General features: G+C 56.4%; 15 protein-coding genes and 1 riboswitch. Of the genes, 9 read left to right on the forward strand and 6 right to left on the reverse strand.

All coding sequences use genetic code 11. The features are described 5' to 3' along the window. Positions 1 to 158: 158 nt before the first annotated feature. Positions 159 to 3,509: a DEAD/DEAH box helicase gene (locus LG294_RS02880; protein WP_404289320.1), complete on the reverse strand. Its 3,351-nt coding sequence runs from the start codon at positions 3,507 to 3,509 to the stop codon at positions 159 to 161. Positions 3,510 to 3,845: 336 nt separating this feature from the next. On the opposite strand from LG294_RS02880, the gene LG294_RS02885 reads away from it, so the two are divergent. Beyond that, positions 3,846 to 4,775 (forward strand): LOG family protein, encoded by a 930-nt coding sequence (locus tag LG294_RS02885; RefSeq protein WP_404289322.1) that lies wholly within the window; start codon positions 3,846 to 3,848, stop codon positions 4,773 to 4,775. 58 nt (positions 4,776 to 4,833) lie between these two features. On the opposite strand, the gene LG294_RS02890 is transcribed toward LG294_RS02885, so the two are convergent. The 3 genes from LG294_RS02890 to LG294_RS02900 all read right to left on the reverse strand — a co-directional run bounded on the left by LG294_RS02890 (position 4,834) and on the right by LG294_RS02900 (position 7,230). Then, positions 4,834 to 5,937, reverse strand: a complete 1,104-nt coding sequence (locus LG294_RS02890) for a VIT1/CCC1 family protein (protein WP_404291615.1) — start codon at positions 5,935 to 5,937, stop codon at positions 4,834 to 4,836. A 63-nt stretch (positions 5,938 to 6,000) separates the two neighbouring features. Continuing rightward, the gene (locus tag LG294_RS02895) at positions 6,001 to 6,267 is read right to left on the reverse strand and encodes a hypothetical protein (protein WP_404289324.1); all 267 of its coding nucleotides are present in this window, start codon (positions 6,265 to 6,267) and stop codon (positions 6,001 to 6,003) included. Between the two features lie 17 nt (positions 6,268 to 6,284). Beyond that, positions 6,285 to 6,397: riboswitch (SAM riboswitch) on the reverse strand. A 236-nt stretch (positions 6,398 to 6,633) separates the two neighbouring features. Then, the gene (locus tag LG294_RS02900) at positions 6,634 to 7,230 is read right to left on the reverse strand and encodes a DinB family protein (protein ID WP_404289326.1); all 597 of its coding nucleotides are present in this window, start codon (positions 7,228 to 7,230) and stop codon (positions 6,634 to 6,636) included. Positions 7,231 to 7,445: 215 nt separating this feature from the next. Here LG294_RS02900 and LG294_RS02905 point away from each other — a divergent pair, with 215 nt between their 5' ends. From LG294_RS02905 to LG294_RS02925, 5 genes are all read left to right on the forward strand, one after another. Continuing rightward, positions 7,446 to 8,009 carry a cupin domain-containing protein gene (locus LG294_RS02905; RefSeq protein WP_404289328.1) on the forward strand — a complete coding sequence of 188 codons (564 nt, stop codon included), beginning with the start codon at positions 7,446 to 7,448 and terminating at the stop codon, positions 8,007 to 8,009. 138 nt (positions 8,010 to 8,147) lie between these two features. Beyond that, positions 8,148 to 8,561: a hypothetical protein gene (locus LG294_RS02910; protein WP_404289330.1), complete on the forward strand. Its 414-nt coding sequence runs from the start codon at positions 8,148 to 8,150 to the stop codon at positions 8,559 to 8,561. A 34-nt stretch (positions 8,562 to 8,595) separates the two neighbouring features. After that, entirely contained in the window at positions 8,596 to 9,552 is a 957-nt protein-coding gene (locus tag LG294_RS02915) for an ROK family protein (protein WP_404289332.1), read from the forward strand. Between the two features lie 228 nt (positions 9,553 to 9,780). Beyond that, entirely contained in the window at positions 9,781 to 10,767 is a 987-nt protein-coding gene (gene speB / locus LG294_RS02920; RefSeq protein WP_404289334.1) for an agmatinase, read from the forward strand. Continuing rightward, the gene (locus LG294_RS02925) at positions 10,767 to 12,440 is read left to right on the forward strand and encodes a thiamine pyrophosphate-binding protein (protein ID WP_404289336.1); all 1,674 of its coding nucleotides are present in this window, start codon (positions 10,767 to 10,769) and stop codon (positions 12,438 to 12,440) included. Before speB ends, LG294_RS02925 begins: the two co-directional genes overlap by 1 nt. A 46-nt stretch (positions 12,441 to 12,486) precedes the next feature. Here LG294_RS02925 and LG294_RS02930 read toward each other — a convergent pair whose 3' ends face one another. Together LG294_RS02930 and LG294_RS02935 are read right to left on the reverse strand one after the other, a co-directional pair. Then, entirely contained in the window at positions 12,487 to 12,699 is a 213-nt protein-coding gene (locus tag LG294_RS02930) for a hypothetical protein (protein WP_404289338.1), read from the reverse strand. 69 nt (positions 12,700 to 12,768) lie between these two features. Continuing rightward, positions 12,769 to 13,617 (reverse strand): inositol monophosphatase family protein, encoded by an 849-nt coding sequence (locus tag LG294_RS02935; protein WP_404289340.1) that lies wholly within the window; start codon positions 13,615 to 13,617, stop codon positions 12,769 to 12,771. Between the two features lie 282 nt (positions 13,618 to 13,899). Here LG294_RS02935 and LG294_RS02940 point away from each other — a divergent pair, with 282 nt between their 5' ends. The 3 genes from LG294_RS02940 (at position 13,900) to LG294_RS02950 (ending at position 17,068) form a co-directional block, all read left to right on the forward strand. Next, on the forward strand, positions 13,900 to 14,619 hold the full coding sequence (locus LG294_RS02940) for a GntR family transcriptional regulator (RefSeq protein WP_404289342.1): 720 nt from the start codon (positions 13,900 to 13,902) through the stop codon (positions 14,617 to 14,619). A 105-nt stretch (positions 14,620 to 14,724) separates the two neighbouring features. Then, positions 14,725 to 15,891, forward strand: a complete 1,167-nt coding sequence (locus LG294_RS02945) for a CaiB/BaiF CoA transferase family protein (RefSeq protein WP_404289344.1) — start codon at positions 14,725 to 14,727, stop codon at positions 15,889 to 15,891. Beyond that, entirely contained in the window at positions 15,884 to 17,068 is a 1,185-nt protein-coding gene (locus LG294_RS02950) for an acyl-CoA dehydrogenase family protein (protein ID WP_404289346.1), read from the forward strand. Before LG294_RS02945 ends, LG294_RS02950 begins: the two co-directional genes overlap by 8 nt. Positions 17,069 to 17,076 lie beyond the last annotated feature (8 nt).

A 17,076-nucleotide genomic window follows, 5' to 3' on the forward strand; every position in this document is an offset into this window, starting at 1 on the left:
ATAACCGCCTTCATCTTGCGTTGTGCCAGCGGAGAAGACCTCCGGGGCTTGCCTCTTTGCCTGCGCTCAGTGTGGCGGAGGACACGCAACTAGACATACTGAATATAGCGCGATTGGCTGGTAAAAGCCCGTCAATCAACGCAGATGTAATAAAGCTGTTACTCAAGCAGTCCGCGAATATCCTGAGCCGTCAAAGCCTTGGAGAAGCCATCGGCTTCGTCCATAACCGTGGAAATCAACTTGCGCTTGGACTCTTGGAGAGCAACGACCTTTTCTTCGATGGTGCCCTGGGCAATCATCCGGTACACCATCACCTGACGGGTCTGCCCGATACGGTGGGTACGGTCGATCGCCTGCGCTTCTACCGCGGGATTCCACCAAGGATCAAGCAGGAAGCAGTAGTCAGCCTCGGTCAGGTTCAAACCGAAACCGCCAGCCTTCAACGAGATCAGGAACAACGGTGCTTCGCCGTCCTTGAACTGGTCAATGACCTTCGCGCGGTTACGCGTATTGCCGTCCAAATACACGTAGGGGATCCCGCGTGCTTCCAACTTCGCGGCGAGAACCTTCAAGTAGGAAGTGAATTGTGAGAACACCAAGGCGCGGTGCTGCTCGCTGAGCACATCCTCGAGCTGTTCAAATAGCGCTTCCAACTTGGAGCCGGGGATCTCTGCAAGTTCCGGGTCAACGAGCGAAGGTTCCAAAGCTAGCATCCGCAGATGCGTCAGTGACTGGAAAATCGTAAAGCGGTTGCGGTCCAGATCTTCAACCAGGTGCAAGATTTTCTGGCGCTCACGGTTCAGATGCGTGTCGTACACATGCTGGTGCTCTTCGCTTAGGCGCACCAAGACCTGCTGCTCTTGCTTGGCTGGAAGATCCAAGACGACAGATTCCTTGGTACGGCGCAGCATAAAAGGTTTCACACGGCGTTGCAGCAACTGCAATGTTTCCTTATCGCCCAGCACCTCAATGGGGCGGGCGAACTGGCGGTTGAACCGGCTCGTATTCATGAACAGCGACGGCGAGGTCAACGAAAGCAGAGCGCCGAGCTCGGCGAGGTTGTTCTCCATCGGGGTGCCGGTGACTGCCAGTTTGAAGTTCGTCTGGATATTGACGGCACTGCGGTGAGCCTTGGTCGATCGATTCTTCACGAACTGAGCCTCATCCAAGATCAAGCCCGCGAACCGTTGGGATTCATAAACTTCATCGTTGAGCCGAAGCAACGTGTAGGTAGTCAGGATGACGTCGTAGTTAGCCACCAGGTCGTTCAGCTCGCGTTCGGAACCGAGAGTACCTTCTACGGTAATCACGCTCAGGCTCGGAGCGAAACGTTTGATCTCCATCTCCCAGTTAGAAACCACGGAACTTGGGGCTACGACGAGGAATGGGGCACTGTTCCGCTGTGACGCCGGTAGCTGCGCCACGTGCTGCGGATCATTCCAGAGTTTGCGTGCATGAAGCATCAACGCGATGGTTTGCAGGGTTTTACCCAGACCCATGTCGTCGGCGAGAATGCCACCAAAACCACCACGGTACAGACGCGCGAGCCACTGATAGCCCTCGACCTGATAAGGGCGCAAAGTTGCATTGAGCGTATCGGGCACCTCGGCCTCTTCGCCTTCAGCAACACGCAGGAGCGAACGCATACGCCCAATGAATAGGTCGGCACCTTCAATGCCTTCGGCGAGCTCATCAAATTCATCGAAGAGCGAGACCTGGAAGACCGAGAGCTTCAGGTCGGCATCCTTGGGTTTGTCGTTCAATGCCTGAGCTTCATCGACAAGTGACTTCAGCTTGGCAAATAACGGGTGGTCAAGAGAGAACCAGCTGTTATCCGGAAGTTTGACCTTCATAGCCCCACTGGTTAGCGCTTCGAGAATGGTGGAGAAAGGAACCTCATGGTCGCCAACTGCGATCAGCAAGCCCAAATCGAGCCAGTCATTGCGTTCGTGGCTCACCGCATTGATCTTCAGCTGTGGAAGTTCGCGCAACTGCCGGTAAACCGGACGAACGCCTTCCTCAGTGACCTTCATTATGGATAGCCCATGCAGGGCAGGAAGCAACTCCGAAACGAATGCGATCATATGTTCCCCGGCGAAGAACTTCGAAGCCAGATCATGGTTGCTCGCGCCTGTGTGATGCTCGAAAACGTCATTGACCGTGCTTCGCAAGGAGGCCTCGGCTTGAGCATCATAGACCTCGCGGTCGTTGGGCACTCCCGGGTAGCTAATCTGGAAATCGATGGTGGCAGACTCCTTGATGCTGCCGTCTTCTTTTTCCTCGCGCATGAATTTCACGTTCGCGTGGACCATCGGCGGGGCTAAGGCGGGAAGCACTAGCTCCTCGCTTATGCTGCGCAATTTGAAGCGGCGCGCGAGGCGCGCGTACGAGCCTGCGAAGAAGTCCTGCATTTGCTCTTCGGGAACCTGCAAGGGTTCGCGATTCTGGAACCAGCGGCGATGCTGAGCTGGAACTTTTTCGTCGCTGGGTGCCAACCAGATTTGTTCGGGTGCTTCCAACTCGACGTAGAAACCATGGTCGGCGATGGTGCCGCTGGGGGTCTCCGCATTGAGCATCAAGCCCTGACCTGCAATGTTCAGGTTTCCAGCAACGGTGAGTGATTTGTCTTGCTTTAGGCCGGCGAGCAACTCAAACCGGGACTGGCGATCAATATTCACGCTGGTCTCGCTGCGGGTGCTGATCAGCTCGATGCCTAGGTCTTGAGCTTCGTCAAGCATTGGCCACAGCAGTTCCGAGGCGTACTCGTCAAGGAATAACCAGTCTTCGTCGACTTTAAACTGCAGCTGAGTGTTGCTTCGCGCCAGGGCTGCAAAACGGGTGAACCAATGGTGCTGTCCACGCAGCATATTCCACCCGTAGGTTTTAAAAGCAATGGTAGTCCAGCGTAACTGGCCACGAACCCATCGCCCTTCGGAATTGCGTACCATGGGGCGAACGCCTAAACGGAAGCGTTTGTTACGGGTCGGGTGCGGTACAGCCCCCGAAGGCATCCATTGTTGTTGCTGGGAAGTATTTTTCGAATCAAAGACCATGAACTGAAGGGCCATGGCCACGATCGGGTCATTGGGGGACCCAAGCAGTCCGTCTGCGGGGCCCGGCTCGGGTTCTTCAAACCAGGTGTCCACCTGCTGGGACCAAGCGGTCACAGTCTTCTGCTCTTGGACAACCGCTGGGCGGGGCAGCTTTGCAATCTTGTTGGCAGTGAGCGCTAGCGCAGCAATATGCGGGCAGACCGATCCTTTGTCGCAGCTGCAGGCCGAGAAGTCGATGGACCAGCCCGAAGCGCTGCGAATTACCGTGAGTGTGGGGGAGAACTCTTGGCCATCTTCGAGGACGGTACCCGAAATGACACTCGTAGATTCATCAAAAGCGACGTCAACCACTGATTCCTCGTTCTTGGCAAGTTGTTGCCCGAAGAAGAATGGAACGTCACCCAGGTACGCCAGTAGGTGCCTTGCGTCAATGAGTGGTGGCACAGAATCAGTCATCCTCTCATCGTTTCACGTTCGGGGCGTAGGCGAAAGTTGAGGACGCTAACTGTGAATAATCACTTGTGTTCAAGGTAGCGTAGATGCATGTCTCATGTGTGGCCTTATCTCCCCGCCAGAGCGGTCAATATCACCACAGTGGTTGAGTTCGACAGGCTCGCAGCCGAAGCCATCGAAACTCAAGCATCGCTTGCCCGAAACTGGCGCGTTCACCGGGTTGATCTTCGAACCAGAGACTCGGTTTTAAGCGCTCTGGACCTTGCCAACTGTCTTTTTATTGATTGCGGCTATTCCGATGCCGGGCGTTCGCTCGTGGAAGCAACCGGCGGGCTATGTATGAGTACTGGAACGCAACTGCCGTTTAATATTTCTGAACGTGAACTCTATTCACCGCTCGAGCTCTATGCCGGGATCAAAGAAGCCCCCTACTCGCAGATGCTCGATGCGCAGATCTTTACTTATTCGCAGGCGAACCCTCCGACTAAATTTTCTACAGACGACAGCACGATGGCAACGACCTTGCACGATCACCATATTGGTCAGGCCATGTTGAGCGCCGTTTACGATGGGGTATTTGCCCAGACGCCCATGATCGGGATCATGGGTGGGCACGCGGTAGCGCGCGGCACGAGAGGATTCGCCGATGCGGTTCGCCTCGGTGCTACGCTGACCGGCCGGGGATACTCGGTTGTTACCGGAGGGGGACCGGGAGCCATGGAAGCAGCTAACGCCGGCGCGTGGCTTGCCGACTATGACGAAACGGCTATTGGCAACGCCATGGACATCCTCGCGCAAGCTCCAGATGCAATCCGCCACCGGACCTCTTGGGCGCGCGCAGCTTTGCGAGTGCGTGAAGAATACCCCAGCACGAAAAATTCGTTGGGCGTGCCCACCTGGTTTTATGGCCACGAACCACCAAACCTGTTCGCCACGCATATAGCAAAATTTTTCACGAACTCGATTCGCGAGGCCATCCTGCTCGAACAGGCCAACGGCGGAATCATCGTGCTTCCTGGCGCAGCCGGGACAGTTCAGGAAATATTCCAAGATGCCTGCGAAAATTACTACGCGACCGGCGCCCGCGTAACTCCCATCGTGTTGGTGGGCCACGAGCATTGGACCCGGACGCTTCCGGTCTGGCCCTTGCTGCAGGCCCTTGCCGCCGGCAGGGCGATGGAAGACAGAATAGCTTTGGTGGACACGGTGCAAGAAGCCGTCGAATTCATCGAAACGATGACTCCATTGCGGCGACGCACCAGGTTTTAGAAATAGTGCTGGCCGCTGCCCCCTTTATGGGAGCAACGGCCAAATCCGTGCTTTGGAGCTAAACCACGGTGGTGCCAAAGAGTAGGCCTAGGCAGTAGGTCACTGCGGCGGCACCCAAACCAATGGCCAACTGACGCACACCACGTTTGAGCGGGGACGCGCCTGATAGCAGGCCGACCACGCCGCCGGTAAGCAGCAAGGCCATGCTGACCAAGGCGACCGCCACGATCACTGCAGCTAGGCCGGAGAGCCCAAAGATGTAGGGAAGGATGGGGATAACTGCTCCGGAAGCGAAGAACATGAATGAAGAAATGGCGGCTCCCGGTGCCGAGCCAAGCTCCTCATGTTCGCGTTCCAGCTCAGCGCCTCGAACTTCTGGATGGAGCGAGAAGGAGGGGTTGCAATCGCAGGTAAACAGCCCCATGCGTTCTGCCGCGCGGTGTTCGGCGTCCTCGTTGTTCATGCCGCGTGCCTTGTAGATCAAGACCAATTCGTTGGAGTCAAGATCGAGGTCGAGGGCGGCAGAAAGCGTGACCTGGGTAGGGCGTGACGCGGTGAGTAATTCGCGTTGGGAACGGACTGACACGAATTCGCCGGCAGCCATGGACAGTGCGCCAGCCAGCAGACCCGCGATACCGGCGAAAAGCACAAGAGAGGAGGCTACGCCGGTGGCCCCGATACCCATGACCAAGGCCAGATTTGAGACAAGCCCGTCATTTGCTCCGAACACTGCGGCTCGAAAGTTCCCAGATAACCGAGTTCTGCCGGCCGTAGCCAAAGCACGAATGACTTCCTCATGTACCTGCTCGTCCGCCGCCATTTGCGGGGCGGCGTCCTTATCGGTGGCGTAAGGTGAGTTGCCTTCGGCGCGTTGGGCCAGTGCCAAGACAAACACCGAACCGAAATGCCGGGCCATGAAACGCAACATCGTGCGCCGCATGGACGGACGAACCGGGCGCACATGTTCGCCGAGCTTGGCACGCCAGTAATTCTCGTGACGTTCTTCCGCTTCGGCTAGCCCACGGAGAATCTGGCGCTCTTGTCCTGCGCGCTTTTCTGCCAATTCACGGTAGATCGCGCCTTCGGCGACCTCATCGGCCATGTACTGACGCCAGCGGCGGATCTGCGCCTTGGTAGGTTCGGGAGTTGAGGTTTGGGCCATCACGGGGATGCGTCTCCTGAGGCTGATTGGATCATGTTCACGGGCATATGATCCGGATTGGGTTCAACCTCCTAGTTTAGTGAGTGATTCAAGCACTGGGAATTTGGCAAGACTAAATACGTGGGCGGTGCCAGCGCTTTGCCCCCGAGTAGCCACGAATACCGATAGCTCGTTGCGTTGACTATCGAAGCTCGGTGGGCCCACGGAGCTGGCCAAGAGTCGAGCGAGGAAGCGTGGGTTGATGACGTAGTAGCTGACCCAGATACCGTGAAACGGAAACTGTACGTGGCCGGTTTGCAGATCGATAATGGGAAGGACGTTTAATGCCATAACTATGTGGACCCTTTTAAGAGCTCTTGCCCGTAGCCGTTTGGCGTACAGACCGCTTCTTCATCCGAACCACCCATGAACCTGGGGTTGGTGTGCGGCCAGTCGGAGCTTGGCGCCGCATCTCGTGAAGCAACACCACGATGCTACACCCGTGCGATGACCGGCTGTAGCAATATGACATCCTCGGTCTCCGGCGGCTTCACAGTACCGGTTCACAGTACTGGGCAACTCCGAAGATGGAGCAGCCGTGCCGGATATGGATGAGCGCTCGCCGAAGGCCGGGTTGGTCCATCCGAGCCAATGCGAACCTATTTGACTGCCTTGCGGTGGGGCGCAGTTAGGGCTCTGCGCGCGCTTTGGCCGCGATTACTGGTTGGTGGACTGCTCTGCGATTCGCTGCAGAGCGGAGCGCTGTTCCTTCCATTGCTCGGCGCTGAAGCTAGGAATGTTTGTTGCCTGTGCACGTAGCCCTATTTGACCATCGAGTAGCTCGCGCACGATATCAAGCTGCCCTGCATGCCGGGAGGTCTCCGCGATCATATGGACGATGAGATGCTCCACGGTGGTATGCCGATGCAAAGACCACCAGGGGACCTCTGCCGGGGACTCTAAGTCCAATTCGTCGAGCGCCTGTTCGGCGAATGCGACAGATTTTCGGTAAAGGGCGAGAACATCTTGTGCCGAGAAAATAGCGGGAGGCAGAAAATCGATTTGCGGATCATCGCTTTGCAGTAGTTCGAGTACATGCTGATCGTTGGGTACACGACCTAGGCACTCGCCGAAATAGCCATACTCGGTGACAGCTAGGTGGTGGACGATACCTAGTATGTGAGTACCGGTATCCGTCATCGGGCGGCGCGCCAACTCGTCGGAGAGTCCCTGACATTTCCAGAGCACAATGTCCCGGGCCTCGTTCAAATAATTCCGAAGTCTCTGGGCAGAGGGATTGCTTTCGGTATCCATGTGGCGAGTCTAGGTTCATGACGGTTGAATAGACAGAGGCAGAACACTGAGAAGTTGCCTGCTGAGTTGGGTCTTGAAAAGGTAATCCCGCACGATGCTCGTTGCCTATTGGTAAACTGACGCAGTGTAAGAGTCTGAACCAGACTGGTTCAGCGGAATTGTAGACCGCATCGCACCAAGCTAAGGCTGCGCTGGTCCCAAAATGGTGGGAGAGCATGAAAACACTGCCCGTAGAGCCCACCGGCTCCTCGATCAATATCGGTGCCCGATTGCGCGGGGTACGCCAAACACGCCGGATGACCATCGATCAGGTGGCCGAAATGTCCGGGCTGACTAAAGGGTTCTTATCTCGTGTTGAACGCGATCTGACTAGCCCCTCGGTGGCAACATTGCTCAAGCTCTGTGAAGTGTTGGGCTTAGAAGTCGGGCAGCTCTTCTCGGTACCTGAAACGAAATTGGTCAGGTTGGCTCAGGCGCCGCGCATCGCCTTGGGCGGAGAAGGAATCACCGAACAACTGGTCACCCCACGCACCGAGACCAGGGTGCAGATGATCAGAGCTGAAGTCGCACCGCAGGGCTCCGGGGAAGCTGAGCTGTATTCGGTGGATTGCAAGGTGGAAGTCCTGCATGTGATTTCCGGAGAATTTACCCTGGTGTTGCCCGAGGACCGTATTGAACTGCAAGCAGGCGATACAGTTACTTTCCCTGGCCGTGAGCCGCATAGTTGGGAAAATACTACCGACCGGACCGCAGTAGTGACCTGGACGCTGTTGCTCTGAGAAAAACCACTATGTGGTTGCGCCGTGATGTTCCCTCATTTACCGGTGCCGTGTTTCGGCTGGACCAGAGCCAAAGCGTATCCTTGACATAGCGTCAACAACTTTCCTCGACGCCGATAAATAACCGAAGGGAGCTCCGTGACGGAAAGCGAACCACGGGCTGAACAGGTCGAACTGCGCTCCGCGAGTTGGTGGATGTCTGCAATTCTCGGTGTCTTAATAGGTGTGACCATGACTTTGATCCGCACCCAACGATATTTCTTCATTGCCGGTGCAGCGATTCTTGCGGGCGTCATCCTGGTTCTCGGGTTGCGCACCATTTACCGACGTTCTCGGTACCCACAGATGGCTCAAGCAAAAACCTCGTGGGTCTACGCGGTATGGACCTTGGTGCTTCTAGTTCTTGCAGGGCCGGTGCAGCTGGTTTATTTGGCGGACGAATTCGACGAGATTGCGATCAAGTCATTCGTGCTTTCGGTAGGTTTCTGCTTTGGGTTCCACGAGGTGGACCGGGCAATGGTGGAGAGCAGCAAGAAGTCCTTCGCGGGCTAACTGCTGAACTACGCACAGGCTTTGGGAGGGTGAGTTGTCTACCGAAAACTTGGCGGTCGGCATTGATATCGGTGGTACAAAGATTGCCGGCGGAGTGGTAGATGGCTACGGCCGAATTCTTCGCCGTAGCTTCCGTCCGAGTCCTGGGCGGAATTCGGAATTGACCGAAAACGCAATTGCCGAGGTGGTCAGCGAGCTTAGCAACGGGGATATTCAAATGCCCGTGGGTGTTGGGGCTGCCGGTTGGATTAACCGAAAAGGTTCACATGTCCTTTTTTCTCCGCATCTTGCGTGGCGCAACGAACCGGTGCTCGAACGTCTCGAAGAGAAGATGAACCGCAAGGTCGTCTTGAATAATGATGCCGATGCGGCCGGGTGGGCAGAGCATCGCTTTGGGGCGGCGCGAGGCGAGGAGCTGAGCGTCTGCCTGACGCTTGGCACAGGAATCGGTGGCGCCATCATGTTCGGCAACAGTATTCTGCGCGGAAGTTTTGGTGTTGCCGGGGAATTCGGGCACCAGACTTTGGTGGTGGATGGCCACCGTTGCCCCTGCGGTAATCGAGGGTGCTGGGAACAATACGCTTCGGGTGACGCGCTGGGACGTGAAGGTGCAGAGCTTGTTCGGCTGGATTCTCCGCGCGCACATAGCTTGCGTGAATCCTGCGAATCGGATCCCGGCAAGGTGACCGGAGCGATGGTGACGGCATTGGCAGTCAACGGAGATCCTGCCTGTTTGGAGCTCATTGCAGAGATGGGGCGCTGGCTGGGAATGGGAATCTCAAATCTGGCAGCCGTGCTGGATCCTGGTGTAGTGGTCATAGGCGGGGGATTAGGGTCTGCTTCTACCGCTTTAATCGAACATGCGGAATCCTCCTACCGCCAGCTGCTGCCGGGACGTGGCTATCGGCCATTTGCCCGCATCGTGCGCGCCGAACTTGGCTCAGATGCAGGATTGATCGGTGCCGCCGACTTGGCTCGGTTGCAAAGGTAGCCTGAGGCGGGCGACTGCGCGGCCTTCTCGTCCTCGCATTTTCCATTGCACAGTTAGAATTACGATCCCCGCAACTCAATTAGTGTTGCGGGATTACTGTTTTAACACGCTTTTCGCTACTTCCCTGCCGATTGCACCTTGACGGTCAGCGCGTCAATAAATAGCATGGGAGGAAACTCATGTTTCATATTAGGCAACTCCTGTCGAGTCTGCCGGGAGGAAGCACTCATGAAAGAAGTCCGGATCGAAGAAAATGGGAACATTGGACCCATCAACGCCGCGGTAATTCCACGCTATGCCGGAGGTGGAACGTATGCACGGCTTCCGCGTCTTGATCAAGTCCAGAAATCCGATATTAAAATCGTCGGTGTTCCCTTTGACTCCGGTGTTTCTTACCGTCCAGGAGCACGCTTTGGCGCGAACCACGTTCGTGAGTCCTCGCGTTTGATTCGCCCATATAACCCGGCCACCGAAGTTTCCCCTTTCGCCTTGAGCCAGGTTGCCGACGCCGGTGATATGGCGGTCAACCCGTTCAACATCAATGAAGCGATCGAAACCATCGAGCACAATGCGTTGGAGCTGACCGAGGACGGCTCGACGCTTGTGACCATCGGTGGGGACCACACCATCGCATTGCCACTATTGCGTGCGGCCTCGAAGCGTGCAGGCTCACCGGTGGCGATGCTGCACTTCGACGCCCACCTGGATACTTGGGACACCTACTTCGGAGCCGAATACACCCATGGAACCCCTTTTCGCCGAGCGGTCGAGGAAGGAATTCTTGATACCGAGGCGATCTGCCATGTAGGAACCCGCGGCCCGCTCTACGGCAAGAAGGACCTCGAAGACGACAAGCGCTTCGGCTTCGGCATCGTCACCAGCTCGGATGTCTACTATCAGGGCGTTACAGAAATTGTTGCGAAGCTTAGAGACCGCATCGGCAACCGTCCGTTGTATATTTCTGTCGATATAGACGTACTGGATCCCGCACATGCACCGGGCACCGGCACTCCGGAAGCCGGCGGCATCACCAGCCGCGAACTGCTAGAAATCTTGCGCGGATTGCGTGGCCTGAAAATCGTGGGAGCCGATATCGTAGAGGTGGCGCCTGCTTATGACCATGCGGAGCTAACCGGCGTCGCCGCCTCACATGTCACCTATGACCTGATCAGCCTGATCAGCGAATACCGCCAGCTGAACGGACAGAACAACTAATGGGCAACGAAGTAAAGCGTAACGGTGGAGACCTCGTCGTCGAGACGCTGACTGCGCTCGGCGCCAAGACGGTCTTCGGCATTCCCGGACAGCACGCGCTGGGGTTATTCGACGCACTTTCACGCTCAAATCTGCAATTCATTTCTTCCCGGGTTGAAAACAACTCGGCCTTCGCAGCCGACGGCTACAGCCGAGCAACCGGCGAGGTCGGCGTGCTTTTCCTTTCAACAGGCCCCGGAGCACTGACCTCCCTTGCCGGTTTGCAGGAAGCCTATGCCACCAGTGTGCCTATGGTGGTGATCGCCAGCCAGATTCCCTTGGATGGACTTGGCGCTCGCCGAAAGGGCATGCTCCACCAACTTGATGACCAGAAGGCCTCGGCTGCAAATGTCACTAAGTTCCAGCAGACGGTGCACCACGCCTCAGGTATCCCCTCGGCCATCCAAGATGCATGGGCGCAGGCAATCACTGTGCCGATGGGCCCGGTCTGGATCGAGGTTCCGCAGGATGTCCTGCTGGCTCCGGTGCTTGTTCCTCCTGTGCATGATGCCCTCGCAGAAGCCTATGATCATCCACCGCGTGTAGAGCTGATCGATGAAGCGGTACGTTGGCTTTCTGAGGCTCAACGACCGGTGGTCGTCGCCGGCGGAGGAGTACGTCGAGCCAAGGCCGAAAGCGAACTGCTGGAGGTTGCCGAAAAGCTTAATACCCCGGTGCTCTGTACCCCGGGCGGCAATGGTGCATTCCCATGGGATCACGAATTGTCTTTGCAATCCTGGGTGGAGGATCGGTATGTCACCGAAATTCTCGAAGATGCCGACGTATTGGTGGTCGTAGGCTCATCGCTGGGCGAAGTCTCCAGCAATTATTTTTCTCTCGCACCTCGCGGGCGCATAATCCAGATTGATGCCGAGCCGCGCGTCCTTGAATCAAATACTCCCGCCTTGGGCATCCGCGCGGATGCTAAGGCCGCGTTACAGTTCCTGGTTTCCAAACTTACGGAAGCCAGCATACCTAACACGCCAGATTGGCACGGGCAGAGTCCGACCGAAGTCGTATCTCAGACTCTGATTAAGGTACAGGCACGGCTGGAGTCGCAGGGTTTGGACCATGAGCGAAAGTTCATGGCTGATATCCGCGAGGCGGTGCCCGCGAACATGCAGACCTTCTGGGATATGACCATTGCGGCTTATTGGGGGTGGAGTTGCTGGGACTCGCGTCAGGGAGAGTTTCATTCGGCGCAGGGTGCCGGCGGCCTAGGCTTCGGTTTCCCCTCGGCCATTGGCGGTTCCATCGGGTTGCAGGTCGATGGAGCTTCACCCGAGCAAGCACGAGTGCTTGCGGTCTCGGGCGATGGCTCATCGATGTATTCCATAGCAGAATTAGCCACGGCGAAACAGCACAATGTGCCGGTCACCTGGCTGATCGTTGACGACGGTGGTTACGGAATTCTGCGTGAATATATGGAAGGAGCTTTTGGCAAGGCAACGGCCACCGAGCTGGAACGCCCGGATTTCGTTGCCTTGGCTCAGGCTTTTGGAATTCCTGCGCGACTTGTCGAAGCGGACCAGATCGGTGACGCGCTTCGCGAGTCATTTGCTGGGGAAGGGCCAAATGTCATCGTGGTGCAGACGCTTTTGCGCATGTTCGCCCCGACGCATTTAGGTGAGTAAGGCATAGTTTCGGCGCCCTCTAAAGGGGGCGCCGAAATGGATATTGCTAGTGCGTAAAGTGGTAAACCACGCCAAACATTAATGTGGAGAAGCCCAGACTTACGCCTATGAGCAGTGGCACCCAGTCCAAAGACTGGCTTGCCAACATCACTGCGAAGATACCGAAGAGCAACATGGCTCCGATTCCTCCGATGATCAACCCTCCGCCACCATGATGCTGCACGGCGGAATGTGCAGTCCTTTGCATACGTGGTGTCATGCACTCATGGTACGACCGGGGGCAAGCAATCTGCGCAGTACCGGCTAAGTATCTTGATGTTGTCAGACTTTAGCCGTGGCTTCTTAACTCTTGAACTAGGGAGGCTGCGCGAGCCAGTGAGTCATAGTCGGCGCCTGGGCCTTGGGCAATGAAACCTTCGCAGAGGTGATCAGCTGCCACTGGCTTGCCGAAATCCAAGCCTCGGTAGCTGCCACCGGACATTCGAATCAGGTGCGCTCCCGCGGCGACATCCCAAGGCTTCGTATCGAAACCCACGCTTGCGTCACACCAGCCAGCAGCCACATGGGCGAGCCCGAGAGCAGCAGAAACTTTGCGCCGAACGGTGGCGAAATCCTGAATCCACTGCCCGAAGAGTTCAAGCGCCAAAGGGCCATCCTTAAGCATGGACTCGGCACCCGGGTAATCGGTCATTAAGTTTGCGCGTGCCTGCTCTGGTCGAATGCGTGGACTTAGCAGTTCCCCGTTGCGATAGGCAGCCTGACTATTGGCGCTGAACTGATCGCCGGAGATCGGGTCGACTATTACGGCGGCGACCAACTCGTTGTCAATGGCCGCGGCAATAGAGATGCAGAAGAACGCGATGCCGTGAACGAAATTACTGGTTCCGTCGATAGGGTCAACAATCCACTGCACTTCGGCCGGCGAAGCTGTGCCTGAATCGGTAGCGATGTTCTCCTCACCCAGTACCCAAGATCTCGGAAAGGCCTCGCGTAGCGACTGCGTTATGATGTCTTGGCTTTGCCGATCGACATCAGTGACGAGATCATGGGCATTCGTTTTTTCTTCGGCTCCGACATCTCCGCGGAATGCCAGACGAATCACTGGTGCGGCCTTGAGCGCAGCAGCCAGGGCCGCCTGACGCAGTGATTCGGCCAGTGCAGATCGGGAGGGTGTCATCTGAGCATTCACAGTTCAACCCTACTTGGTGTCCTGAGCGCACCTGAATTTTATTGACTGCGGTCGCCGAGAGAAGATCGGAATCTCTGGAGCAGTATTCACGAACCAATAATGCGATGCCCAATTGCGTTCAAAACCGCGGGAACTAAAGCGTATACGGATCTGCATGACCGCGGTACTGACCAACGCCGGCATCTGAATCCACTGGTGCGAAACCCCGCAATGCGAGAGTGTTGAGCGTCGTTCAGCGCTCAAATTGACAGGGACAGATAGACTTCAAATATGAGTAGCATGCAACCGATTTCGCCCAAAGAATCGTTGACTGAGCAAGTCACTACGAAGATCCGCGCTGCTATCGTGTCCGGTGAAATGACTCCGGACAATCATTACTCTGCTATTGCAATCTCTGAAAAGCTGGGAGTTTCGCGCACCCCGGTACGCGAGGCGCTACAGCTCCTCGAAAAAGAAGGCATCGTGACCGTCGCGAAAAATCGTGGCGTTCGCGTGAACCAGATTTCCCTGGACGATATCGTTGAGGTTTTCCAGGTCCGGCTGATCCTCGAGCCACCTGCAGCCGCACGCGCGGTACTCAACGCTAGTGCGAAGGACCTTGAAAACCTTCGTGCGCTGCATAGCGAAATGCTTGAAGTGGGACAGACCGGGGATGGCCGGGCCACCTTAGAGGCAGACAAGAAGTTCCATCTTTATCTGCTTGGCCTGGCAGACAACGCCAAACTCAACGGCATTGTGGGGGAGCTGCGCAACCTGGTGCTCGCACACGGCCAAGTGACGATTCCCCAGGCGAGAACTAGTCAGGATCTGGCTAACGATCGGGATGAACTGATGAAGGCCATATTGGACCGCGACCCATCTGGCGCGGCTACCGCGATGCGCAATCACGTGCTTCGTACCGCGCAGATGCTGGTGGTGGCAGTCTGTGCGCGGACCCCGGGCCTGGAAGCCGAACGCTATCTGATGCGCTTGGATGAACTGATCTTTTAGACACCCGAATGCCGAGATGTGGTCTTGAACACTGCGACTAATTGCCATACAGTTGCATGCAACATGTAACAACGTTTATTCGAAGACGAAAACGTAGGTAATCCGATGGCTCAACCAATGCAAGGAATCAAGGTCGTTGACCTCTCCCGAATTCTCGCCGGTCCACTGTGCACCATGACACTGGCCGATTTTGGGGCCGAGGTGCTCAAGGTTGAAAGCCGAGCTGGAGATGAAACCAGAGCTTGGCTACCACCGGTCACGGAAGACGGGGTGAGTACCTACTATTCGGCCGTGAACCGCAACAAGCATGCAATAGTTGTAGATTTCACGAATTCTGAAGAGCTAGCCGATCTACGCGAAATCATCCGAAATGCCGACGTTGTCGTGGAAAATTTTCGTCCTGGGGTGCTCGCCAAGTTCGGACTAGACTACGAAACTTTGCGAATGTCGAATCCTGCGCTGGTTTACTGCTCAATTTCGGGATTTGGGGATGGCGGCGGCGCCTCGCTGCCCGGCTTCGACCTACTGGTTCAAGCGGTCGGTGGTCTGATGAGCATCACCGGTGAGCCGAACGGAACCCCAAGCAAGGTGGGAGTGGCACTGGTAGATGTCCTTGCGGCACAGAATGCCACCACAGGAATACTCTTAGCGCTACGCGAAAGAGAAAGCAGCGGCCAAGGGCAAAAAGTTGGTATTTCTTTGATGACCTCCCTGCTGGCGGGATTGACTAATCAGGCAAGCAGTACCGCGGTTACCGGAAACTCGCCACCGCGCTTGGGCAATGCGCATCCAAGCATTGCGCCCTACGAAACTTTCGCAACTACTGCAGGAGTCGTGGTTATCGCTGTGGGCAATAACCGCCAGTTCGCCTCCCTCGTGACAGAGCTGGGACTATCCGACCTGCTGCAGGATCCGCGTTTCGCGGACAATACTTCGCGCGTACGGCACAGGAAAGAACTTAAAGAGCTGATTGAAGAAGTTACTAGGCAGAGAACGGCAGTCCAGTGGACAAGTCGACTTATGGGTGTAGGAGTTCCTGCCGGAAAAGTTAATTCAATTCTTGAAGCCCTAGAGTTCGCCGACGAGCTGGGCCTGGAACCAGTTGTCACGATCAAAGACCCAAAAACCGGCCGAACCTCGAAGCAAATCACTAACCCTATCGGCCTATCCCGAAGTAAACCCGAATACCGGCTAGTGCCACCGGCCTTGGGCGAACACCAGCACGTCTACCGCAGCACCCCCGCTATCAAAGGAGCCAATCCAAATGACTAACCCTTCCCCAGCCGCCACAATAGATCCGGCAGACCTGATTAATTTCGATGCACTGCTCAGCAGTGAAGAAATTGCCCTAAGAATCCAGGTCCGGTCGTTTGTCAACGAGAGTATCAAGCCAAATATCGCCGGCTGGTACGAAGCCGCGCGTTTTCCCCTAGAGATCGTTCCAGAAATGGCCAAGCTCGGCCTGCTTGGTATGCATCTCAAAGGCTACGGCTGCGCAGGACGTTCCGCTGTTGATTATGGGCTGGCCGGAGCCGAATTGGAAGCCGGCGACTCCGGACTGCGCACCTTCGTCTCGGTTCAAGGTTCGCTAGCCATGAGCGCCATCTACAAGCATGGATCTGAGGAGCAAAAACAGCACTGGTTGCCGCAGCTGGCAGCGGGTGAAGCAATCGGCTGCTTTGGACTGACGGAGCCAACCGCCGGATCAGACCCTTCGAGCATGACAACCTTCGCACGCCGCGACGGGAGTGACTGGGTTATTAACGGTACGAAGCGCTGGATCGGATTGGCCAATGTGGCCAAGGTTGCCGTCATCTGGGCGCAGACCGACGAGGGCATCCGGGGGTTCGTAGTCCCGACCGAATCCGCCGGATTCAAGGCTACGCCAATCGAGCCGAAGCTATCGATGCGCGCCTCGATCCAATGCGAGATCGAAATGACCGATGTGCGGTTGCCAGCTGACGCAGTGCTGCCGAACGTGGTCGGCCTCAAGGGTCCATTCTCCTGCTTGAACGAAGCCCGCTACGGCATTATTTGGGGTGCCATGGGTGCCGCGCGCGATTCTTTCGAAGTCGCGCTGAAATACTCCCAAGAGCGGATGCAATTCGACAAACCACTGGCCGGCTACCAAATGACTCAGCAGAAGCTGGTGGATATGGCTTTGGAAATCAACAAGGGATTCCTTCTTGCCCTGCATATAGGGCGTCAGAAAGATGCCGGAAACCTAGATCTGCACCAGATATCCGTAGGCAAGCTGAACAACTGCCGCGAAGCAATCGAGATCTGCCGCGAAGCGCGTACTATCCTCGGCGGCAACGGCATCACTCTGGACTACTCGCCGCTGCGTCATGCGAACAACCTCGAATCCGTGCGTACCTACGAAGGAACCGATGAGGTGCACACCTTGATTTTGGGTAGCAAGCTCACCGGTATCCCGGCCTTCCGTTAAAAGTCAGC

It is taken from the genome of Glutamicibacter arilaitensis (assembly GCF_044793945.1).
Classification (GTDB): domain Bacteria; phylum Actinomycetota; class Actinomycetes; order Actinomycetales; family Micrococcaceae; genus Glutamicibacter; species Glutamicibacter arilaitensis_B.